Annotated in this window: 15 protein-coding genes; 3 read left to right on the top strand and 12 right to left on the bottom strand. The window is 50.1% G+C overall.

Going from position 1 to position 24130, the window contains the following annotated elements; all coding sequences use genetic code 11:
• Position 1: 1 nt before the first annotated feature.
• Entirely contained in the window at positions 2–1348 is a 1347-nt protein-coding gene (locus M4J38_RS01210) for a hypothetical protein (RefSeq protein ID WP_251757698.1), read from the top strand.
• Positions 1349–1371: 23 nt separating this feature from the next.
• Here M4J38_RS01210 and thrC read toward each other — a convergent pair whose 3' ends face one another.
• The 12 genes from thrC to M4J38_RS01150 all read right to left on the bottom strand — a co-directional run bounded on the left by thrC (position 1372) and on the right by M4J38_RS01150 (position 17788).
• The gene (gene thrC, locus M4J38_RS01205) at positions 1372–2673 is read right to left on the bottom strand and encodes a threonine synthase (protein WP_251757697.1); all 1302 of its coding nucleotides are present in this window, start codon (positions 2671–2673) and stop codon (positions 1372–1374) included.
• 26 nt (positions 2674–2699) lie between these two features.
• Positions 2700–3623, bottom strand: a complete 924-nt coding sequence (locus M4J38_RS01200) for a homoserine kinase (protein WP_251757696.1) — start codon at positions 3621–3623, stop codon at positions 2700–2702.
• A gap of 39 nt (positions 3624–3662) precedes the next feature.
• Entirely contained in the window at positions 3663–6107 is a 2445-nt protein-coding gene (thrA, locus tag M4J38_RS01195; protein ID WP_251757695.1) for a bifunctional aspartate kinase/homoserine dehydrogenase I, read from the bottom strand.
• 267 nt (positions 6108–6374) lie between these two features.
• On the bottom strand, positions 6375–7628 hold the full coding sequence (ilvA, locus tag M4J38_RS01190) for a threonine ammonia-lyase (RefSeq protein WP_374661790.1): 1254 nt from the start codon (positions 7626–7628) through the stop codon (positions 6375–6377).
• Between the two features lie 162 nt (positions 7629–7790).
• Positions 7791–8855 (bottom strand): ketol-acid reductoisomerase, encoded by a 1065-nt coding sequence (ilvC, locus tag M4J38_RS01185; protein ID WP_251757693.1) that lies wholly within the window; start codon positions 8853–8855, stop codon positions 7791–7793.
• 64 nt (positions 8856–8919) lie between these two features.
• Positions 8920–9510 carry an acetolactate synthase small subunit gene (gene ilvN / locus M4J38_RS01180; protein WP_251757692.1) on the bottom strand — a complete coding sequence of 197 codons (591 nt, stop codon included), beginning with the start codon at positions 9508–9510 and terminating at the stop codon, positions 8920–8922.
• A 72-nt stretch (positions 9511–9582) separates the two neighbouring features.
• Positions 9583–11331: a biosynthetic-type acetolactate synthase large subunit gene (ilvB, locus tag M4J38_RS01175; RefSeq protein WP_251757691.1), complete on the bottom strand. Its 1749-nt coding sequence runs from the start codon at positions 11329–11331 to the stop codon at positions 9583–9585.
• Positions 11332–11415: 84 nt separating this feature from the next.
• Positions 11416–13098: a dihydroxy-acid dehydratase gene (gene ilvD / locus M4J38_RS01170; protein ID WP_251757690.1), complete on the bottom strand. Its 1683-nt coding sequence runs from the start codon at positions 13096–13098 to the stop codon at positions 11416–11418.
• 258 nt (positions 13099–13356) lie between these two features.
• Entirely contained in the window at positions 13357–14472 is a 1116-nt protein-coding gene (leuB, locus tag M4J38_RS01165) for a 3-isopropylmalate dehydrogenase (RefSeq protein WP_251757689.1), read from the bottom strand.
• 29 nt (positions 14473–14501) lie between these two features.
• Complete coding sequence (leuD, locus tag M4J38_RS01160; RefSeq protein WP_251757688.1) at positions 14502–15083, bottom strand: 3-isopropylmalate dehydratase small subunit; 582 nt, start codon at positions 15081–15083, stop codon at positions 14502–14504.
• 21 nt (positions 15084–15104) lie between these two features.
• The gene (gene leuC / locus M4J38_RS01155) at positions 15105–16508 is read right to left on the bottom strand and encodes a 3-isopropylmalate dehydratase large subunit (RefSeq protein ID WP_251757687.1); all 1404 of its coding nucleotides are present in this window, start codon (positions 16506–16508) and stop codon (positions 15105–15107) included.
• Between the two features lie 110 nt (positions 16509–16618).
• On the bottom strand, positions 16619–17788 hold the full coding sequence (locus M4J38_RS01150; RefSeq protein ID WP_251757686.1) for a 2-isopropylmalate synthase: 1170 nt from the start codon (positions 17786–17788) through the stop codon (positions 16619–16621).
• A gap of 203 nt (positions 17789–17991) precedes the next feature.
• On the opposite strand from M4J38_RS01150, the gene M4J38_RS01145 reads away from it, so the two are divergent.
• Both M4J38_RS01145 and rpoC read left to right on the top strand, forming a co-directional pair.
• Positions 17992–19551 carry a hypothetical protein gene (locus M4J38_RS01145; protein ID WP_251757685.1) on the top strand — a complete coding sequence of 520 codons (1560 nt, stop codon included), beginning with the start codon at positions 17992–17994 and terminating at the stop codon, positions 19549–19551.
• 202 nt (positions 19552–19753) lie between these two features.
• Positions 19754–24046: a DNA-directed RNA polymerase subunit beta' gene (gene rpoC, locus M4J38_RS01140; RefSeq protein WP_251757684.1), complete on the top strand. Its 4293-nt coding sequence runs from the start codon at positions 19754–19756 to the stop codon at positions 24044–24046.
• The last annotated feature ends 84 nt before the right edge of the window (positions 24047–24130 follow it).

The following is a 24130-nucleotide window of genomic DNA, read 5'->3' as shown; positions in this document are numbered from 1 at the left end:
TATGCGCTTATTGCTGCTATTCATTACCGTTATAATACGTGCTTCAGTGTCATTGGCCCAGGCTGATCCCGATTCTCTTTCGGATGCGGACCGGGAAAGGCTTTTCGCCCTTGCAGATAAATGGGAAATGTACGGTGTGGATTCCGCCAAGAAAAATCCTTTTCAATTAAGGCAAACTTTCAACTTCAATAAGAAGATATACTTCACGGCAAAAACAAGCGAGGTGAACATCTCCTCTTATTTCTACCTGAGCACTAAAACCGGGTTGACTGGCTACGATAAAGATGTGGCGAAACAAATGGGAAAAGCATACAGCACCCTGGAGTTCGCCATCAAAATGAATGACGGTAATCATTTCGCTTACCAACTGTTCGGAGATAAAACAAAACTAGCCAGCGTATTGAAAGAGGGCCCCGGTTTTATCCCGCAATACCTGGAAGACCTGCGCAATACCGAACACTTTAAGGATTATTTTGAACCCACCGGCGACAAGGTAAAGATCGGCGACAAAGAACAACACAGCGCGATCCGCTACCAGGGCGTGAACATGGAAGGTGGACACATGAATGCGTTGCTGGCCGATAACCCGGGACAGGAAATTAATCCGGATCACCAGTTGATGATACTGAGCGTGTTCGGGATCGGATTTATTTTCCTGGAAGGAAGAACACAATTACTCGCCGGTTGGGAGAGTGATGGTTATGTGGCGCGATTGGTGAAGATAGAAGATGTGCATTTCACTTTTGATGGAACCGTTTACCAGACTTACCAGGAAAAAGCGGACCAGAAAATATCCGGCTTTTTAACCGCCATGCAGAAGGACAGCATCCGGCAGAATGCAGCCCTTGAACGCAGGGAAACGGAATTGAGGAGAAGGCGTGAAAATATTTCGTCTGCGCCGAATAGTGAGCACTTGCGGCAGATGGATGAAGAACTGCTTTCCATTAAAAAAGCGATCGTCCGGAAAAAAGAGGAGATGCAGAAGGGGACAGCCAGCAAAGCTTCGAAAGTGGCGGAAAAAGAGGGCGATATGACGGTACTCCGGGAGAATGTGTTCGCAGCCACCTCCGGCAATCAGGTGTTTGAGATCGCGCAACTGGAAATGAAAAAAGTGAAGATTGAAAACGAAAAGAAATTGTTGAAAGGAGGATTGTCCGCTGAAAATGCGGATAAAGCCAGAAAGGCATCCGCGTGTGCCGCGCAGCGCATCATCACGATGGACAAGATACTGGAAGAAGCAGTATTTCTAGATCGTAAGTTCAGGGACGATCCCAAACAATTGTTCCACCATAAGATGAACCTCTACACTACAAGATTTATTCCGCTGATGCAAACCCCGTGCAGGTAACGGGGCTGCATCAACGAAAAAAATTATCGGTTCAGCAACCAGCTTTTCAGCGCATCAGATGTAGCATCCAGCTCTATACTTTTCTTTTCCAGCTTCATGATACCTGCTACCGAGCCTGGTATTTCCACTGGTTTCCCTGTAATTTCTTCAATGCTATCGGGGAACTTCACAGGGTGCGCTGTTTCCAGTACGATCCCTTTTCTTTCCGGGAATTGCTCCAGGTACATTTCAAGGGCCTTGTAGCCAACGGCGCCATGCGGATCAAGCAAATATTTATACTGCGTATATACTTTGCTGATAGTTTCCCTTGTGGTGTCGTCTGAAACAGTGTATCCACTCAAAGCGAATTTCAGTTCCTGGATATCGTTCTGAAACAGTTCCAGCACACGAACGAAGTTACTCGGGCTGCCCACGTCCATCGCGTTGGAGATCGTGGCTACGGCCTGTTCGGGTTTGTAATGACCGCTTTGAAGGAAACGTGGTACCACATCGTTCGCATTGCAGGCGGCGATAAAATGTTTGATGGGCAATCCGGATGCGGCCGCCACCATACCTGCGCAGATGTTGCCGAAGTTGCCGCTGGGAACGGAAACAACAGGAGGTAATGCGTTTTTATCCCATTGCTGGTACGCGAAGAAATAATACAATTGCTGGGGCAGCCAGCGCGCCACGTTGATGGAATTGGCTGAAGTAAGGAATAGTTTTTTATTCAGTTCTTCGTCCATGAAAGCGTCTTTCACCATCCGCTGACAATCATCAAAATTACCACTCACTTCCAGTGCGGTGATGTTTCCGCCCAGTGTGGTCAGTTGTTTCTCCTGTACGGGAGAAACCCTTCCGGAAGGATAGAGAATCACTACTTCCACACCCGGCACATTGTGAAACCCGTGCGCTACGGCACCGCCGGTATCTCCCGAAGTAGCTACCAGCACAGTTATTTTTTCACTTTTTTCTTTGGCGAAATAACCCAGGCAACGACTCATAAAGCGCGCGCCTACATCTTTGAACGCAAGGGTTGGACCGTGAAACAGTTCCAGCGCATATATATTGCTGTTGTTTACCGGAACGAGGGGGAACGGGAAGTTGGTGGTTTCGTCCACGATATTGAACAATACATCATCCGGGATCGTTCCGGCTACAAATGGCTTCATCACTTTGAAGCCGATATCCGCTTTGGAAAGATGCGGCAATTCTTCCAGAAAATCTTCTTCCAGCTTTGGAATATATTCCGGGTAATAAAGTCCTTTATCAGGCGCCTGTCCCTGGATGGCCGCTTCGCGGAAGCTGACATCAGGGGCTTTTTTATTTAAACTTTTGTAGATCACTTTTGGCAATTTTGAATTTGAATAAGCTATACCAGTTCCACCCTTGCCCCTCCGTTGTTCACTGTGGTAACATAGGTATGGAAATCGATGCCGATACGGGTATACACTTCGGCCATTACTTTCTCCACCTGTTTTGCGGTTGACTGGCTTTCGCTTAACATGAATACCGATGGCCCTGAACCGGAGATGCCGCCACCTAATGCACCAGCCTCCGCGCATTTTTGTTTTACTTCATCGAATCCCGGGATCAGGATACTGCGTACCGGTTCAATAATTACATCTTCCAGGGAACGGCCTATCAGCGCGTAATCTCCTTTGGTTAGACCAGCCACCAGTCCGGCGATGTTGCCCCATTGTCGGATGGCGTCTTTCAGCAGCACTTTCTGCTTCAGGATACTGCGGGCATCGGAGGTTCGCACTTCTATCTGCGGATGCACGACAGTTACATGGAGCGGTGGCGCCTGTAATGGAATGATGTCCAGCGGAAATATGGAACGGATCAACGTGAACCCCCCATAAATACAGGGTGCGATGTTGTCCGCGTGTTTTACGCCGGAGGCTACTTTTTCCCCGAACATGGCAAAACGTACAAGGTCTTCCCTTGAGAATTTATTGTCCAGCAGCGCGTTCGCGCCTACGACCGCTCCCGCTGCACTTGCAGCGCTGGATCCGATTCCGCTGCCGGGTTTAATGTTTTTCCTGATCTCCACCTCAAACCCCGTGCCGGGTGGCAATTGTTCGAGCATGGCAAGCAAGGCTGCGCCAGCCACGTTCTTTTCCGGTTCGGTGGGCAGGTTGTAATCGTCCAGATTACGGATGGTAACCCCGGGCTTATCGCTCAAACGCATGTACATTTCATCGTTCGGGTCCTGTAAGGCGAAGCCGATGATATCGAAGCCGCAAACCACGTTGGCCACAGTTGCCGGCGCATATATTTTAATTGATGACATTCTACAATTTTAATTCAGCATTCAAAATTCAACATTCTCCTAGATTCTCGCGATGCGGATGATGTCCGCGAAAACACCTGAAGCGGTCACATCTGCACCGGCTCCCGCGCCTTTCACCACGAGGGGAAGTTCAGGATAACGCGCAGTATGGAAAAGTACCACATTGTCTTTTCCTTTCAGGTCATAAAAATCGTGGCCCGGAGGAATTTGCTGCAATCCAACGGAGGCTTTTCCTTCTTTAAAAGAGGCGACGAACTTCAGCCTGCACCCTTTCGCCGCGGCGTCATCGTACAACTTTTTAAAGTGCGCTTCTTCTTTCACCATAGCCTGGTAAAAATCTTCCACGGTTCCCGGTATGCAGGAATCGGGGAGGAACATGTTGTTGGTGATACCGTCCATTTCCAGCACCTGTCCCGCTTCGCGTGCCAGGATCATGATCTTCCGCATCACATCGGTTCCACTCAGGTCGAGGCGTGGATCGGGTTCGGTGTATCCTTCGGCCTGGGCCTGGCGTACCACTTCGGAAAAAGTGGCGGTACCATTATAGTGGTTGAATACAAAGTTGAGTGTTCCTGAAAGCACTGCTTCAATGCTGTGCACGCGGTCGCCACTCTTGATGAGGTCGTTCAGGGTGCTGATCACCGGTAGTCCTGCGCCAACATTGGTTTCGAAGAGGAAGAGCGCGTTGTATTCCGATGCCAGTGATTTCAGTTTTTTATAACGGGGATATGCAGACGAACAGGCGATCTTGTTACAGGCCACTACGGAAACACTTTTCTCCAATAGTCTTTCATATACACCGGCTACTTCGGCGTTCGCGGTAACATCGGCGAACACGGAGTTGCGCAGGTTTCTTTTTCTTACTTCCTCCACAAATCCATCCAGGCTCATATCGGTTCCGGCGGCCAGTTCTTCCTGCCAGCGGTCAAGATTTACACCTTCTTCCTTCAATACCATTTTCCTGCTGTTGGTAAGTCCGATCACGTTGATCTGTAACCGGAAATTTTCCATCAGGAACTGTTTCTGTTGCTTTAGTTGTTCCAGCAGTTTTCCGCCCACGTTACCTGCACCTGCCACGAACAGGTTCAGTTGTTTGATCCCGCTTTCAAAAAAGGCTTCGTGCAATACGTTGATGGCTTTCTTCACATCATGCATGGAGAGTACCGCGGAGATATTTTTTTCAGAAGATCCTTGCGCGATGGCCCTTACGTTGATACCGTTCCGGCCCAATGCTTCGAACATTTTTCCACTGATACCGGGATGGCTTTTCATCTGGTCGCCCACCACAGCTACTACGCAAAGTGAACGTTCCACACGAAGCGGCTCTACGCCCCCGGAAGTTATTTCATGCACAAATTCTTTATCCACCGCGTGTTTCGCGGCATCTGCCTCAGCTTCGTTCACGGCCACGCAAATGGAGTGTTCGGAAGAACTTTGTGTGATCAGGATCACATTGATTTTTTCAGCGGCCAGCGCATCGAATAACCTTCTTGAGAAACCGGGAATGCCCACCATGCCACTGCCTTCCAGGCTCAGCAAAGCCATGTTCGGGATGCTGGAGATACCACGGATCAGTTCACCGTCATCTGGTGCCTGCTGGGTAATGAAGGTGCCCGGATCTTCGGGTTTGAAAGTGTTTTTGATGAGCACTGGAATGTTCCTGCTCATCACAGGTTGTACAGTAGGGGGGTAGATTACTTTCGCCCCGAAATGTGAGAGTTCCATCGCTTCCTGGTAGGAGATGTGCGGGATGATGCGCGCATTGCTTACCAGGCGTGGGTCAGCGGTCATCATGCCGGAAACGTCGGTCCATATTTCCAGTACATCAGCGGGCAGGGCCGCGGCGAAGATGGCTGCGGTATAATCAGAGCCACCTCTTCCCAGGGTGGTGATCTGTCCCTTTTCATCGGAGCCGGTAAACCCTTGCGTAACGTATAATCTTGCTTTTTTCTCTTCCAGTTTATTTTTGATGGCCAGGTTGGTGGCGCTGAAATAAACGGTGGCATTGCCGAAATCGGAACTGGTGCGGATGAGTTCAGTTGCTTCGAGTAATTCATGCGCAACAGACTGAGCATGGAGGTAAGCCGATAAGATTTGGGAAGAAAGCTTTTCGCCGTAGGCTGCAATTTTATCTTTGATGCGCAGGGAAAGTTCCTGTAAAAGAAAAACCCCGTCGCAGATACTTTCCAATGTGTTGAAGTGTTGCTTGACGAGGCTCAGTGTTGCGCTTTGAGAAGTGACGGGCAATAGCTCGCGCACCATATCGAGGTGCCTTTGTTCGAGTTGTTGCAGCACGTTGCGGTATTGTTCATTGCCACCTGCTGCCAGGTTGCCTGCGGCAAGCAGTTGGTCGGTAACGCCTCCCAGTGCGGAAACCACCACCACGGCCGGTTTCTGTTGCATGGCCTGTACGCTGATGGCGGCCACCTTTTTAAGATTTTCAGCGGTGGCAACGGAACTGCCACCAAATTTGAGCACCTGCATGTATGTTGTGTTTTGAATGGAATATTAAGGAAAGAAAACTTCTTCAGCTGTAAGATAGCCCGGGGGCCCAATGGTAATATAGAAATGTACAACCCTTTACAGGGTTGTAATAATAATGGTGGAAATAGTGGAAACACGTACAGGCGCCGGTGTTGAACCGGTGTTGGAAGTGATGCCTGTATGTTGTATCAAGTGTTTCAACTGAATGAATTGGGATTCGAATATACGATGTTTACCTAATACCACACAATCGTTTGCGAAAATTTTTTATACAAGATAACCGAAGAGTTTATCGTCTTTATTCAATTCCGTATAATCGATCTGTAAGCTGATCATTTTGTTGAGGAGTACTTCATAATCTTCCGCGTTTTGTAATTCAACACCTACCAGTGCGGGACCGGTTTCTTTGTTGTTCTTCTGCATGAACTCGAAGCGGATGATATCGTCTGTGGGACCGAGTACTTCGTTCAGGTATTGTTTCAATGCGCCCGGGCGTTGCGCGAAGCGGATGATGAAGTAGTGTTTCAAACCTTCATAGAGCAGCGATCTTTCTTTGATCTCCTGCATCCTGGCGATATCGTTGTTGCTGCCGCTTACCACACAAACAACATTCTTGCCCCTGATCTGGTCAGCGTAATCATCAAGGGCCGCGATGGACAATGCACCTGCGGGTTCCACCACAATCGCGTCTTCATTGTACAATTTCAGGATGGTGGAACAAACCTTTCCTTCGGGAACGGTTTCTATTTCATCCAGCACTTCCTGGCAGATGGAGAAAGTGAGTTCACCCACACGTTTAACGGCGGCGCCATCTACAAAGCGGTCGATGCTTTCCAGGGTAACCGGATGGCCTGCTTCGCGTGCTTTTTTCATGGAAGGAGCGCCTTCGGGCTCAATGCCGATGATTTTTGTTTTGGGACTGAAAGTTTTGAAATAGGAACCGACGCCTGCTGCGAGTCCGCCTCCACCAACGGGCACGAACAGGAAATCGACATCATCCTGGTCTTCCAGTATTTCGAGGGCCACGGTGCCCTGTCCTTCGATGATGCGGTGGTCATCGAAAGGAGGGATGAATGTCATCCCGTTTTCTTCCGTAAATTTTTTAGCGGCGATAGCGCAATCGTCGAATGTATCGCCCACCAGTTGGATGGTGATATTGTCTTCCCCGAACATTTTCGTTTGGGTGACTTTTTGTTTGGGTGTGATCACGGGCATGAACACCACGCCTTTCACGCCGAGCTTCTTACAGGAGAAGGCGAAGCCCTGCGCGTGGTTACCGGCACTGGCGCATACCACGCCGTTCTTCAGTTGTTCTTCCGGCAGGCTGCTCATCATATTGTAAGCGCCGCGGAGTTTGTAGGAACGTACCACCTGCAGGTCCTCTCTTTTCAGGAACACATTGCAGTGGTATTTGCGCGAGAGGTTGAGGTTGTGCATGAGGGGTGTTCTCGATACAACCTTTTTCAGTCGCAGCGCTGCTTTGTGGAATTCGAGGGGTTTCATGTGGGTGGTTGTTGCCATTTTGTTTTTTCTCGCAACGGCGCAACGACGCGGCGCTGATGCGTTTTTTGGAAGAACGCAGGAGGAGAGTGTTCACGTGGCGTCGTTGCGCCGTTGCGAGAAACCACTACCTCCTGCGTCTTTGCGTGAAAAGAAAATCCAGCACTTCTGCGGGAAATATAATTATGCTTCTGCCGCTACCTTCTGGTTCTCCGGACGAAGGCTACGCACAGTTTTACCTGCCTGCCACATTTCGCTTTCACGGAGTTCTTTCAGTTCGGCTTCCAGCTTCACGCGGTAATCAGCCTGGCTGTTGGAATCGATAGAACGCTGAGATTCTTTACCGGTAGCAACGCTTTCGTAGAGTTCTTCGAACACGGGTTTGGTCGCGTCTTTGAATTTTTTCCACCAGTCGAGTGCGCCGCGTTGCGCGGTAGTGGAGCAGTTGGCGTACATCCAGTCCATGCCGTTTTCTGCAACGAGGGGCATAAGGGACTGCGTGAGTTCTTCCACTGTTTCGTTGAACGCTTCGGAAGGCGTATGGCCTTTACTGCGCAGCACTTCGTACTGGGCGGCGAAGATGCCTTGGATAGCGCCCATCAAAGTTCCTCTTTCACCGGTGAGGTCGGAGAATACTTCTTTGCGGAAATCTGTTTCGAAGAGGTATCCACTTCCTACAGCGATACCGAGGGCCACCACTCTTTCTTTTGCTTTACCTGTAGCATCCTGGAAGATGGCGTAGCTGGAGTTCAGACCACGGCCTTGCAGGAACATGCGGCGCAGGGAAGTACCGGAACCTTTGGGGGCCACCAGGAACACATCTACGTCAGCAGGAGGAATGATGCCTGTTTGTTCGTTGAAAGTGATACCGAAACCATGAGAGAAGTAGAGTGCTTTACCGGCAGTGAGGTGCTTCTTTACAGTGGGCCACAGTTCGATTTGTGCGGCATCACTCAGCAGGTAGCAGATGATGGTACCACGCTCGAGGGCTTCTTCAATTTCGAACAGGGTTTCTCCGGGAACGAATCCGTCGGCAACGGCTTTGTCCCATGTTTTGGAATTCTTCCGCTGACCAACGATCACGTTGATGCCGTTATCTTTCTGGTTCAGCGCCTGGCCCGGACCTTGTACGCCGTAACCAATTACTGCCACTGTTTCGTTCTTCAATACTTCCTGCGCTTTGGCAAGCGGGAATTCTTCGCGGGTCACAACGTTTTCTTCAACCCCGCCGAAATTTAATTTAGCCATAGCTTGTTTTGTTAGATTGTTTTAAGATTAAAAAGTTTATCAGTTTTTATGATTGAAAAGCAGTTTACATGGTAAATACTTCTTCCTGTTTGTCGAGGTATTCGTTCTCGATCACTTCTTCTCCGGGCTCTCTTCTTTCAAATTCACGGAGTTTATCGTGGAAGCCCGCGCTGGCTTTGATGATGGCTACCCGTGCGCTGCGTACGAATTCTATGAGTCCGTAAGGCGCCAGTACTTTTACCAGTTTTTCTGTTTCTTCCCGGTGCCCCGTGGTTTCAAATACCGTATAGTCTTTGCGGATCACTACGGCGCGAGCGCCATACTCGCGGAGCAAACGTTCCACCTTAACTTTCTCTGCGATCTCATCGGTGGAAACCTTGTACATCGCCAGTTCCTGCCAAACGATCTCTTCTTCGGTATTGAAGTAAGCCTTCAGCACTTCCACCTGTTTCTCAATCTGACGCACCAGTTTGCGCACCACGTCTTCCGTTTCGTTGATCACGATGGTGAAACGGTGGATGCCATCCACTTCGGAAGGAGAGGTATTCAGACTCTCGATGTTTATTTTACGGCGCGAAAAGATGATCGCGATGCGGTTCAGCAAACCGATGTGGTTCTCTGTGTAAACCGTTATGGTGAATTCCTGTTTTTGCATTTCTGATGATTTTAGAATCTGGATTTAAATGATGTATTCTCCCATTCAACATCCAACATCCAACATTCAAGATTATTTCAGCCTTATTTCACTTACACTGCATCCCTGCGGCACCATCGGGAACACGTTGTTTTCTTTGCCGGTCATTACTTCCAGCAGGTAAGCGCCATCGTGTTCCAGCATAGTCTTCAGGGCTTCACGCAACTTTTCTCGTTCCCGCACGCGTTGTCCATCAATGTAATAGCCTTTGGCAACGGCTACGAAGTCCGGACTTTCAATGTTCACGAAAGAGTAGCGTTTGTCGTGGAACAGTTGCTGCCACTGGCGCACCATACCCAGGAACTCGTTGTTCAGGATCAGTATTTTCACATTCACTTTGCTCTGCATGATGGTGCCCAGTTCCTGGAGCGTCATCTGGAACCCGCCGTCTCCGATAATGGCTACCACGGTACGTTCCGGTGCGCCGAACTTAGCGCCGATGGCTGCGGGCAAAGCAAAGCCCATAGTGCCCAGTCCGCCTGAAGTGATGTTGCTTTTACTTTGATTGTATTGCGCGTAACGGCAGGCCACCATCTGGTGCTGACCCACATCCGTTACGATGATGGCTTCATTTTTTGTAAGCTGGTTCAGCTCATTGATTACTTCCGCCATGGAAAGCACTTCGCCTTCAGGATTCATTTCCGGCTGAATACAGGTTTCTTCTTCCTGCTGCTGGTAATCGCGGAATTTCTGCAGCCACTGGGGGTATACTTTTGTTTCGATGGCGGCGGTAAGCAGGGGAAGGGTTTCCTTGCAATCGCCCCAAACAGGAACGGTGGACTGAACGTTCTTATCTATTTCAGCGGGATCAATATCGAGGTGGACGATCTTCGCCTGTTTGGCGTACTTATCGAGGCGGCCCGTAACGCGGTCGTCGAAGCGCATACCCACGGCGATGATCACATCGGCTTCATTGGTGAGTACGTTCGGACCGTAGTTGCCGTGCATGCCCAGCATACCCACCGCCAGCGGATGGTTGGTAGGAATAGCACTCATGCCCATGATGGTCCAGGCTACGGGGATACCGCTTTTCTCCGCGAAGGTGATGAATTCTTTCTCCGCTTTACCGAGGATCACGCCCTGCCCCAGCAGAATGAATGGCTTCTCCGCACTGTTGATGAGTTCGGCCGCCTGCTGAATGTATTCTTTCCTTACCACCGGCTTGGGACGGTAGCTGCGGATATGGTCACATTTTTCATAACCCTGGAACTCGAATTTTTCGAGCTGGGCATTCTTGGTGATATCGATCAATACAGGACCCGGACGACCGCTGCCTGCAATGTAGAAGGCTTTGGCCAACACGCTCGGGATCTCTTTCGCGTCGGTTACCTGGTAGTTCCATTTGGTAACGGGTGTGGTAATGTTGATCACGTCTGTTTCCTGGAACGCATCGGTACCAAGCAGGTGCGCGAATACCTGACCGGTGATACATACCAATGGTGTACTATCGATCATCGCATCTGCAAGACCCGTTACCAGGTTGGTGGCACCGGGACCTGAAGTGGCGAACACGATACCTGTTTTACCGGATGCGCGGGCGTAACCCTGCGCGGCATGAATACCACCCTGTTCGTGGCGAACGAGGATGTGCTCCAGCTTTTCTTTGTAATCGTACAGCGCATCATAGATGGGCATGATGGCGCCGCCGGGGTAACCGAAAATGGTATCCACACCTTCCGCAAGGAAACATTCCAATACGGCCTGCGAACCGGAAAGGGTTTGTGCCGCGGGTTGCTGTGGTGCGGGTTTGGTCGTTTTCTGTATGATTGTTGACTGACTCATTTTATGTTGTTTTTCTCGCAACGGCGCTACGACGCCACGTTAGAGCATGTTACGCGTGGCGTCGTAGCGCCGTTGCGTGGAATATTACGCGTCTGTAACACAGCCTTCCGCGGCTGTGGAAACGCATTTCGCATATTTATATAAAACGCCTTTCTGTGCTTTTAAGGCGGGTTGTTTCCAGTTGGCTTTCCTTTTGGCGATCTCTTCCTCACTTACATGAAGGGTAAGCTTGTTGTTCACCGCATCAATAGTAATGGGATCATCGTCGTGAACGAAAGCGAGTAATCCGCCATCGTGCGATTCTGGTGTGATGTGCCCTACCACAAAACCGTGTGTTCCGCCGCTGAAGCGGCCATCGGTGATGAGCGCCACAGATTTACCTAGCCCCGCGCCGATGATGGCGGAAGTGGGTTTCAGCATTTCGGGCATACCGGGCGCGCCTTTGGGACCAACCTGGCGGATCACCACCACATCACCTTCTTTCACACGACCGCTCTGGATACCGGCAATCAGGGCGTGTTCGCCATCAAATACGCGTGCGGGTCCTTCGAAGCGTTCACCTTCTTTACCGGTGATCTTGGCTACACTGCCGCCTTCGGCGAGGTTACCGTACAGTATCTGAAGGTGGCCGGTGGCTTTCAATGGCTGCTCCAGCGGATAGATGATCTTTTGTTTATCGAAATCGAGAGAAGGTACTTCCGCAAGGTTTTCCGCCAGCGTTTTACCGGTGCAGGTAAGGCAATCGCCGTGGAGCAATCCTTTCTCCAGCAGGTATTTCATTACCGCAGGTACACCACCATGTTCGTGCAGGTCCTGCATCAGGTATTTACCGCTGGGTTTGAAATCGGCCAGCAGGGGAACACGGTCGCTTACAGCCTGGAAGTCATCCTGTGTTAAGGGAACATCCACACTTTTCGCCATGGCGATGAGGTGCAGTACAGCGTTGGTGCTTCCGCCGAGTACCATCAGGGTAACGATGGCGTTCTCGAAAGCCTCGCGCGTCATGATATCGCGGGGTTTGATGTCTTTCTCCATCAGCAGGCGGATGGCTTTGCCCGCGGCAACACATTCTTCCTTCTTCTCCTTGCTCAGGGCAGGGTTGGAAGAAGAATAGGGGAGACTCATACCCAGCGCTTCAATGGCCGATGCCATGGTATTCGCGGTATACATACCACCGCATGCACCGGCACCAGGGCAGGAGTTCATGACGATGCCTTTGAAATCAGCTTCGTCCAGCTGTCCGGCTATTTTTTGCCCGAGGGCTTCAAAAGAAGAAACAATGTTCAGGTCCTGGCCCTTGTAATGACCGGGAGCAATGGTGCCGCCATATACCATGATGGCCGGACGGTTCAGCCTGCCCATCGCGATGATGGATCCGGGCATATTCTTATCGCAACCGGGAATCGCGATCAGTGAATCATAATACTGCGCGCCACAAACGGTTTCAATGGAATCTGCAATTACATCACGGCTCACCAGGGAGTAGCGCATACCATCGGTTCCGTTGGAGATACCATCGCTCACCCCGATCGTATTGAAAACGAGACCAACAAGGTCCTGCTCCCATACGCCTTTTTTGACGACGGCAGCGAGTTCGTTCAGGTGCATATTACAGGTGTTGCCATCGTAGCCCATGCTCACAATGCCCACCTGCGCCTTCGCGAGGTCCTCGTCCGTCAGACCAATCCCGTACAACATGGCCTGCGCGGCTGGTTGCGTGGGATCCTGTGTGATCGTTTTACTGTACTTGTTCAGTTCCTGTGCCATTCTTGGTTAGTATTGATATAAATGAAAAAAGGCCCGCCTTTTGAGAGGCGGGCCTTTATGTTGTGCTTACTAATGCTACATTGACAGCGCGCCTGGATGTTCTGGAATAATAATAATGACAGCCACAATGGTAATGACCACTGCAACGATGTTTACGACATTAATATTGATTCCTTTTCTGAACATAGCGATTCTGCTGTATTGCAAACATAGCAATTGGCTGCCTTGCTCCAAAATTTATTTTTGTTCCTGTTCATTTCAGATGATGGTGGATTTGCTCAGCGACAGGTTGCTTTTGTTGATCGCCGAGGGAATCTTATTCTCTACAAAATCCTTTACCAGGTCACCAATAGTGGTGGTGGTATAATTGTTCACGGGGTCGATATCCTTTGTTACGAATCCGTTTTCCAAAGTCCATTCCACAGCGGCGCGCACCAGTTTCGCTTCTTCAAACATGTTGAAGTAGTCGAGCATCATCGCGGCGGAAAGAATGGAGCCAAGCGGGTTGGCGATGTCTTTGCCCGCGGCCTGCGGGTAAGAACCGTGGATGGGTTCGAACATGGCGGTACCGGTTCCAACCGATGCGGAGGGCAACATACCCAGTGATCCGGTGATCACACTGGCCTCGTCGCTGATGATATCGCCAAACATGTTCTCGGTGAGGATCACATCGAATTGTTTGGGGTTCACGATCATCTGCATCGCGGCGTTGTCCACGAACATATAATCCACGGCAACTTCAGGGTAGTTCGCGGCCATTTCGCGTACCACTGCGCGCCATAAGCGGGAAGTTTCCAGTACATTGGCTTTGTCAACCAATGTCAATCTCTTCTGGCGTTGCATGCTTTGTTCGAACGCGAGTTTGGCGATGCGTTCAATCTCGTGGCGGTGATAGGTACAGTCGTCCATGGCGGTGTTACCATCTTCGGAAAGTTCTTTCTTACCGAAATAGATACCACCTGTTAATTCGCGGTAGATGACCACATCCACCCCCTCAAGGTTCTTAGGTTTGAGGGGGGAGAGATGGTGCAGTGCCTGGTACGTAGTTACCGGGCGGATGTTGGCAAACAATTGCAGAGATTTCCGCAGTTTCAGCAGCCCTTGTTCAGGACGTACTTTAGCGGACGGGTCATTATCGTATTTGGGGTGACCAATCGCTCCGAAGAGGATCGCATCGCTGTTCAGTACCACTTCGAGTGTTTCATCGGGAAGGGGAGAACCGGTTTTGTCGATGGCATCGGCGCCCATCAGGCAGAACTCATATTCAAACTCGTGGCCAAAGCGTTGTGCAATGGCGTCCAGCACTTTCATCGACTGCTTGGTGACTTCGGGACCGATCCCGTCTCCATATATTACCGCGACTTTCTTTTTCATTTCAAGGAGGTGTTTTAGTGTAGGCTGATTCAGCGTTGTTTTTCGTACGCTTCAATATCTTCGCGTATGCTTAACAGGTAGTCGATATCATCGTACCCGTTCAGCAGGCATGTTTTCTTGTAATTGTTGATCTCAAAATTTTCCGAGGCGCCTGTTGCATCAATGGTGATGGTTTGGGCGGAGAGGTCCACGGTAAGTGTGGCGTCGGCAGGCTGGGCGAAGATTTCCTGGAGGAAGGGTTCGCTCACCTGAACGGGGAGTACGCCGTTGTTGAGGGCGTTGTTCTTGAAGATGTCGGCAAAGAAGCTGCTCACCACCACGCGGAATCCATAATCAAGAATGGACCAGGCGGCATGTTCGCGGCTGGATCCGCACCCGAAGTTCTTAGCTGCCACGAGTATGTTCCCCGAGAAAGCGGGGTTGTTCAGCGCGAAATCTTTTTTGGGTTGGTGTTCATCATCGTTCTCATAACGCCAGTCGCGGAAAAGATTCTTTCCGAATCCTTCCCGTGTGGTGGCCTTGAGAAAACGTGCGGGGATGATCTGGTCTGTATCGATGTTCTCGATATTCAGCGGAACGAACCGCGACGTTACTGTAGTGAATGCTTGCATGTTTTGTTCTGTTCCGTTCGTTTATTGTTCAATCAGTTCTCTTACATCTGTTACCACGCCTGTAATGGCTGCGGCGGCCGCTGTGAGCGGGCTTGCCAGTAAAGTACGTGCGCCCGCGCCCTGCCTTCCCTCGAAATTCCTGTTGGAAGTGGAGATGCAGTATTTGCCCGCGGGAATTTTATCTTCATTCATACCCAGACAAGCGGAGCACCCGGGCTGACGCAACATGAATCCTGCGGACTCCAGCACCTGGTCTATGCCTTCTGCTTTGGCTTGTTTTTCTACCTGCTTGCTGCCGGGAACGATCCATACTTCCACGCCATCGGCTTTTTTCTTTCCTTTCACAAAATCGGCCACAAGGCGAAGGTCTTCGATGCGGGAGTTCGTGCAACTGCCGATGAAAACGTAATCCACTTTCTGTCCTTTCACGGCCATACCGGGTTCGAAGCCCATGTAAGCGAGTGATTTCAGGAAAGAAGGTTTTTCCGTTTCTTCCATCGTATCGGTAGAAGGAATATTGCCTGTAACGCCCACGCCCATTCCCGGGTTAGTGCCATAGGTAATCATCGGCTCAATGTCTTCGGCTTTGATGTTGATCTCCTTGTCGAAGCTGGCATCCGCGTCAGAATACAGTGCTTTCCATTCCGTAAGCTTCTTCGTCCATTCATCTCCTTTAGGTGCGAACAGCCGGCCTTCCATGTATTGGAAAGTCGTTTCGTCCGGTGCGATCAATCCGCCACGGGCACCCATTTCGATGCTCATGTTGCAGATGGTCATGCGCGCTTCCATGCTCAGGCTGCGGATAGCGGAGCCGGCATATTCCACGAAGTAACCGGTAGCGCCGGAGGCGGAGATAAGCGATATAATATATAGTATGATGTCTTTAGAGAGTACGCCGCTCTTCAGTTCACCTTCCACGTTGATGCGCATCAGCTTGGGGCGGCTCTGCATGAGGCATTGTGAAGCGAATACCATTTCCACTTCGCTGGTACCGATGCCGAAGGCGATGGAGCCGAAGGCGCCGTGGGTGCTGGTATGGCTGTCGCCGCAAACGATGGTCATGCCTGGTTGGGTGATGCCCAGTTCCGGTCCGATCACGTGAACGATGCCCTGGAAGGGATGGCCCAGACCATACAATTCCACACCGTGGTTGGCGCAGTTTTTAATGAGTTGGTCCACCTGTAAACGCGAAAGCTCTTCCTTGATGGGAAGGTGCTGGTTGAGTGTGGGAACGTTGTGGTCCGCGGTGGCAACGATCTGTTGCGGGCGGAAAACTTTCAGGCCGCGGTTTTCAATGCCTTTGAATGCCTGCGGACTGGTTACCTCGTGGATGAAATGTTTGTCGATATACAAAACAGAAGGGCCTTCCGGAATGGATTTAACGACGTGCTTGTCCCAGATCTTATTGAATAATGTTTTTCCCATTGAATCTTTGAACTTTTTTAAAGAGGGCGTGATGCAGAAGCATCACGCCGTACCTAAACTAAAACACATGTGAAAACTTGCCGTTGTGTTGTGCAACAAAGCGGCAGGTACTATGCGTGTACTGTTTCGGCTTTGTATGATTTGGCGAGGGTGGCCAGGTCGGCGTCCTCTACTTCTTTTTTACTGTCGGCTACCTGCAGGAACCTGTCGTACAGTACATCCACATCGTTCCGGTTGAACTCGAAGCCGAGTTTCAGGAAGCGGTAGGCGAGTGCGGAACGTCCGCTGCGGGCGGTGAGCACGATTTTAGAACTTTCAGCGCCCACTTCTTCGGGAGCGATGATTTCGTAGGTGCTGGTATCTTTCAGGAACCCATCCTGGTGTATACCTGAAGAGTGCGAGAACGCATTTGCGCCTACGATGGCTTTGTTGGGCTGAACCGGCATCCGCATGGTATCGGAAACCAGCCTGCTCATCGGGTTGAGCTGTGTGGCGTCGATCCCGGTGTACAGTCCCAGGTGTTTGTGTTGCTGGATCACCATCACCACTTCTTCCAGCGAGGTGTTCCCGGCTCTTTCCCCGATGCCGTTGATGGTACACTCGATCTGGCGGGCGCCTGCCATGGCTCCTGCGATGGAGTTGGCGGTGGCCAGGCCCAGGTCGTTGTGACAATGGCAGGAGAGAATAGCCTTGTCGATATTCGGCACGTTGTTCATCAGGTAAGCGATCTTCTCGCCATACTGGTGCGGCAAACAATAGCCGGTGGTATCGGGTATATTCACTACGGTAGCGCCGGCGGCAATCACCGCTTCCACTACACGCGCGAGGTATTCATTGTCAGTTCTGCCCGCGTCTTCCGCGTAAAATTCCACATCATCCACAAAGTTGCGTGCCCATTTCACACACTGTATAGCCCTTTGGAGGATATCCTCACGGGTGGAATTGAATTTCGATTTAATGTGGGAATCGGAAGTGCCGATCCCGGTATGGATGCGGGGCCTTTTGGCTGGCTTGAGCGCTTCGGCGGCGGCTTCAATGTCTTTCTGCACGGCGCGGCTCAACCCGCAAACAGTGGCGTTCTTTACGATACGGGCTATCTCCTGTACGGATTGAAAATCGCCCGGGCTGGAAATAGGAAATCCCGCTTCGATCACATCCACACCCAACGCTTCCAGTTTTTCCGCCAGTTGAACTTTCTCCTTCGTATTCAGTTTACAGCCCGGAACCTGTTCGCCGTCGCGCAGGGTGGTGTCGAAAATGTGGATCTTAGTACCGTTCATAGTTAGCGTTAAAAGTAAAAAAAGTGCAGACTGCTTATTTTTTGTATTGCCTGCCGTATGAATTTGTAAACAGTCTGCGTAACGAAAATATCTTTCCTTATTTTCGTAATCAAACCAAAACAAGCGCTTTTTTACACTCCACAATGGCGTAAAAATCCGCTGAAATACAAGCTGGTTAAGGATTCTTACCTTTAAAAATTACGATGCCCAACCGTTCCGCAGACACTGTATATCAACTCATAAAGTCGCTGGAGAAGTCCGAAAAGCGCAATTTTAAGCTCTACATGGGCCGCAATACTGTTCAGGGCGACCTGAAATCGGTACAACTTTTTGATGCCCTCGATAAAATGGAGGAATACGATGAGGGGCTGCTGCTGAAAAAGAGCCCTGACATCAAAAAGCAACAGCTTTCCAACATGAAAGCCCAGTTGTACCGGCAGATACTGGCAAGTTTAAGGTTAATGCGGGATGAAGAAAATATCGACATCCAACTGCATGAGCAGATGGATTTTGCCCGCATACTCTATAATAAGGGACTTTACCACCAAAGTCTGAAGCTCCTGGATAAGATTAAGGAACATGCGCTTTCCAGGTTCCAGTACACTTTCGCCCTTCAGGCCATCATCTTCGAGAAAAAGATCGAAGGACTACATATTACCCGCAGTATGGAGGATAGGGCGGAACAGCTTTCGAGGGAAACGGAACAGGTGACCGCGCACCTCACCCTAATCAACAAACTTTCGAACCTGGCCCTCCAGTTGTACAGCTGGTACATCAAAATGGGCCACGCGCGCGATGAGAAAGACGTATCGGCACTTAAACTTTTTTATGAAACAAAACTGCCGCCCGTAGAAGCCGCGCAACTGGGTTTTTACGAAAAACTGTACCTGTGGCAGTGCTATTGCTGGTACGCATTCATCCTGCAGGACCTGCTCCAATACTACCGCTATACACAAAAATGGGTGGATCTTTTCTCTCAGCATCCCTACATGATCCAGATCGAGACGGGGCAATACATCAAAGGACTTCATAATTTACTCGGAGCGCATTTTATGCTCGGTAACGGCGATAAGTTCAATGAAGCGCTGAGTCTTTTCGAAGCCTTCGCCAGTTCAGATTGTGGCAATTGTAATGATAATAGTCGTATACAAACCTTTGTATATCTGCAAACTGCGCGGATCAATAAACATTTTATGGAAGGTACATTTTCGACCGGACTGGAACTGGTTCCCGAAATTGAAAATAAGCTGAAAGAGTTTGAATTACAATTAGATAGGCATCGTATTCTCGTTTTTTATTACAAGATAGCCTGTTTGTATTTCGGCAGTGGCAACAATGAAAAAGCCATCGAATACCTAAACCGCATCATTCACTGGAAAGTGGACCTCCGCACCGATCTGCAGTGCTATTCCCGGCTGCTGCACCTTATCGCGCACTACGAGCTGGGGAACTACGATCTGCTCGAATACCTGATCAAATCCGTTTTCCGGTTCATGGCCAAAATGCAGAACCTCAGCGTGGTGGAGGAAGAGATATTCGGATTCCTCCGGAAATCATTCTATATGACACCTGTTAAGTTGAAAGCCGCGTTCAAAGTACTGAAGGAAAAACTCGAAAAACATCAGGGTAAACCATTGGAAAGCAGGTCATATATGTACCTGGACATTATTGGCTGGCTGGAGAGTAAAATTGAAGGGGTGCCGGTGCAGGAGGTGATCAGGCGGCGGTATATGCGGGGGCGGAAGAATGGGAAGAAGGAGTAAATTGTCTTTTACGATAGACAAAGTTTGATTGCTTTTGTATTTTACGATTAACAAAATGTTGTTTTAGTTCTTACACTTCTACACATAAGTATCAATTATTTTTTTTCCGTAATAATTTCCTACCTTTGCCCACTATTTATTTTGGGATCATTGGCTATTTTTCCCTGAATCTCGAAAAATTTAAACAACCTGCTATAGATCTATGGCTATTAAAAAAGAAAACCGTCCCAGGTTCAATTTCTCTCAGATCACCATTGGATTGGCCTCTCCCGACTCCATTCTGGAGCGTTCCTACGGGGAAGTGCTGAAGCCGGAAACCATTAACTACCGTACGTACAAGCCTGAAAGAGATGGTTTGTTCTGCGAGCGTATTTTTGGTCCGGTAAAAGATTATGAGTGCGCCTGCGGAAAGTACAAGAGGATTCGTTACAAAGGAATTGTGTGCGACCGTTGCGGGGTAGAAGTTACCGAAAAGAAAGTGCGCCGTGAAAGAATGGGGCACATCAAGCTGGTGGTGCCTATTGTACACATCTGGTATTTCAAAAGCCTTCCCAATAAGATCGGTTACCTGCTGGGGATGAGTTCCAAGAAACTGGAAAGCATCGTGTACTACGAACGCTTCGTGGTGATCCAGTCCGGTATCCGCGCTGATAAAGGGCAGAACTATGGCGATCTTCTCACGGAAGAAGAATACCTGGAAATCCTGGAAACCCTTCCGAAGGACAACCAGTATCTCCCTGATGAGGACCCGAACAAATTCATCGCGAAGATGGGTGCCGAAGCGGTGCATGACCTGCTGGCCCGCATCGACCTCGACCAACTTTCATTTGACCTCCGTAATGCCGCCGCTACCGAAACTTCCCAGCAAAGGAAGGCCGACGCCCTTAAGCGTCTGAGCGTGGTGGAAGCATTCCGCGATGCCAATACACGCATCACCAACCGCCCCGAGTGGATGGTCATGCAGTATATTCCCGTTATTCCGCCTGAACTCCGTCCGTTGGTTCCCCTGGATGGCGGCCGTTTCGCGTCTTCCGACCTGAACGACCTCTACAGAAGGGTGATCATCCGGAACAACCGTCTGAAAAGATTGTTGGAGATCAAAGCGCCTGAAGTAATCCTGCGTAACGAAAAAAGGATGCTCCAGGAAGCGATCGACTCCCTGTTCGATAACAGCCGTAAGTCGAACGCCGTGAAAGCGGAAGGCGGACGCGCCCTGAAATCCCTCTCAGATGTACTGAAAGGTAAACAAGGCCGTTTCCGTCAGAACCTCCTCGGTAAACGTGTGGACTACTCCGGTCGTTCCGTGATCGTGGTGGGACCAGAAATGAAAATGCACGAATGCGGTCTGCCAAAAGATATGGCGGCAGAACTGTTCAAGCCATTCATTATCCGTAAGCTCATTGAGCGCGGTATCGTGAAAACGGTGAAGAGCGCCCGCAAACTGGTAGATAAGAAAGAAGCCGTGATCTGGGATATCCTGGAGAACATCCTGAAAGGACACCCCGTGATGTTGAACAGGGCTCCAACGCTGCACCGTCTGTCTATCCAGGCGTTCCAGCCCCGCCTCATTGAAGGTAAGGCCATCCAGCTTCACCCGCTGGTAACCACTTCGTTCAACGCCGACTTCGACGGTGACCAGATGGCCGTGCACGTGCCCCTGAGCAGCGCCGCTATCCTGGAAGCCCAACTGTTGATGCTTTCTTCCCACAACATTCTTAACCCACAGAATGGTACGCCCATTACCCTGCCTTCACAGGACATGGTTCTTGGCCTGTACTACATTACCAAGGGTAAGAAAACCAACGCGGAAGAAACCATTCGCGGAGAAGGCATGTCTTTCTACTCTCCCGAAGAAGTGATCATCGCTTACAACGAAAAAAGAATTGACCTCCACGCCACCATCAAAGTGAAAGTGGATGTGCGCAATAAACAGGGACAACTGGAGAAGAAACTGCTGGAAACAACAGTGGGACGTATTCTTTTTAACCAGTTCGTACCCAAAGAAGTTGGCTACGTGAACGCCCTCGCCACGAAGAAATCTCTTCGTGAGATCATCGGTGAGATCATCAAGATCACCGATATACCAAAAGCGGCGAAGTTCCTGGACGATATCAAGCAACTCGGTTTCCGTATGGCCTTCAAAGGCGGCTTGTCGTTCAACATCAACGACCTGATCATCCCCGATACGAAAGAAGAACTCCTCGACCAGGCGAAAGCTGAAGTGGAAGAAGTGTGGGAGAACTACAACATGGGATTGATCACCAACAACGAACGTTACAACCAGATCATTGATATCTGGTCTCGCGTGGATACCCGCATCACTGAAACACTGATCCGTGAACTGGCGACCAACAAGCAGGGCTTCAACTCTGTGTACATGATGCTGGATTCCGGTGCCCGTGGTTCCAAACAGCAGATCAAACAGCTGGCTGGTATCAGGGGACTGATGGCGAAACCACGTAAATCAGGTTCCACAGGTTCTGAGATCATCGAAAACCCGATCCTCTCTAACTTCAAAGGTGGCCTGAACGTATTGGATTACTTCATCTCTACCCACGGTGCCCGTAAGGGTCTGGCGGATACGGCCCTGAAAACGGCGGATGCGGGTTACCTGACCCGTCGTTTGGTGGACGTTGCCCAGGATGTGGTGATCAACGAAGAAGATTGTGGCACCCTCCGTGGTATCGCTACTTCAGCGTTGAAAGACAACGAAGACATCGTTGAACCGCTGTACGACCGTATCCTCGGACGTACCTCACTCCACGATGTACTGAACCCGCTTACAGAAGAAGTGCTGATCACCGCCGGTGAGCAGATCACTGAAGATGTAGCCAAAGCCATCGAAGAAGCAGGGATCGAAACCGTGGAAATCCGATCCGTACTGACTTGCGAAAGCAAGCGCGGCGTGTGCGTAAGGTGTTATGGTAAAAACCTGGCAACAGGTTATACCGCTCAACGCGGCGACGCGGTGGGTATCATCGCGGCACAGTCCATCGGTGAACCAGGTACACAGCTTACCCTCCGTACCTTCCACGTGGGTGGTGTGGCCGGTTCTACATCAGTAGAATCTTCCATCCTCGCCAAGTTCGACGGTACATTGATGTTCGACGGTCTCCGTACGGTTACCGCAGAAAACAATGAAGGAGAGAAAGTACAGGTGGTTATCGGTCGTACAGGTGAGATCAGGAATATGGACGTGAAGAACGACCGTCTCCTGAACGTGATCAACGTGCCTTATGGTTCTATCCTGAAAGTGAAAGACGGACAGAAAGTAGCCAAAGGTGATACGATCTGTACATGGGACCCGTACAACAATGTTATCATCGCTGAAATCCCAGGTACCATTAAGTTCGAGAACGTTATTGAAGGTATTACCTTCCGTGAAGAGTCCGACGAACAAACCGGTCACCGCGAGAAAGTGGTAATTGAAACAAAAGACAAAACCCGTATCCCGTCCATCTTCGTGGAAGGGAAAGAGGTGAAATCATACAACCTGCCCGTAGGTTCACACATCGCCGTAGATATGGGCGACGAAGTGAAAGCCGGACAGGTACTGGTGAAGATCCCGCGTGTACTCGGAAAACTCCGCGACATCACCGGTGGTCTGCCACGTGTAACTGAATTGTTCGAAGCACGTAACCCAGGTAACCCCGCGATCGTTTCTGAAATCGATGGTGTGGTATCCTTCGGTAACATCAAACGTGGTAACCGCGAGATCATCGTGGAGGCCAAAGACGGTGTGGTGAAGAAATACCTGGTTCCGCTGACCCGCCAGATCCTGGCACAGGACGGCGACTTCGTAAAAGCAGGTACGGCACTTTCCGACGGACAGATCGCTCCGTTCGATATCCTCGCCATCAAAGGACCTTTCGCCGTACAGGAGTACGTAGTGAATGAGATCCAGGAAGTATATCGTTTGCAGGGTGTGAAAATCAACGACAAACACATCGAGGTGATCGTTCGCCAGATGATGAAAAAAGTTGAAATCCTGGATGCCGGAGATACCCGCTTCCTCGAAGGAGATACCGTTGACCGCTTCGATTTCATCGACGAGAACGACTGGATCTTCGATAAAAAGATCATCACCGATGCAGGTGAATCCACTAAGCTGAAAGCCGGACAGATCGTGAGCCTGCGCGAAGTAAGGGAAGAAAATTCCGTACTGCGCCGTTCCGACCGCAAGCTGGCTGAATACAGGGATGCAGAACCCGCTACTTCACATCCGTTGTTGCTGGGTATCACCAAAGCTTCTCTGGGTGTACAAAGCTGGATTTCCGCCGCATCGTTCCAGGAAACCACGAAAGTACTTTCTTCCGCAGCCATCATGGGTAAAACCGATGAAATGCTCGGCCTGAAAGAAAACGTGATCACTGGTCACCAGATACCTGCAGGTACCGGTCTCAGAGAATTCGAAAACATGATCGTGGGCAGCAAGGAAGAATACGAACTCCTGCAAACCACCCGCGAAGCCATGAGTTTCGATGACGATGAATAATTGATCCACATCATACTTAAAGTAGGAAGTCCTTGGCTTCCTACTTTTTTATTTTCCTTAACATTTCGCATTCCCTCATTTGGA

This window comes from Parasegetibacter sp. NRK P23 (assembly GCF_023721715.1).
GTDB lineage: Bacteria > Bacteroidota > Bacteroidia > Chitinophagales > Chitinophagaceae > Parasegetibacter.
This window is presented reverse-complemented; position numbering and strand designations above follow the sequence as displayed.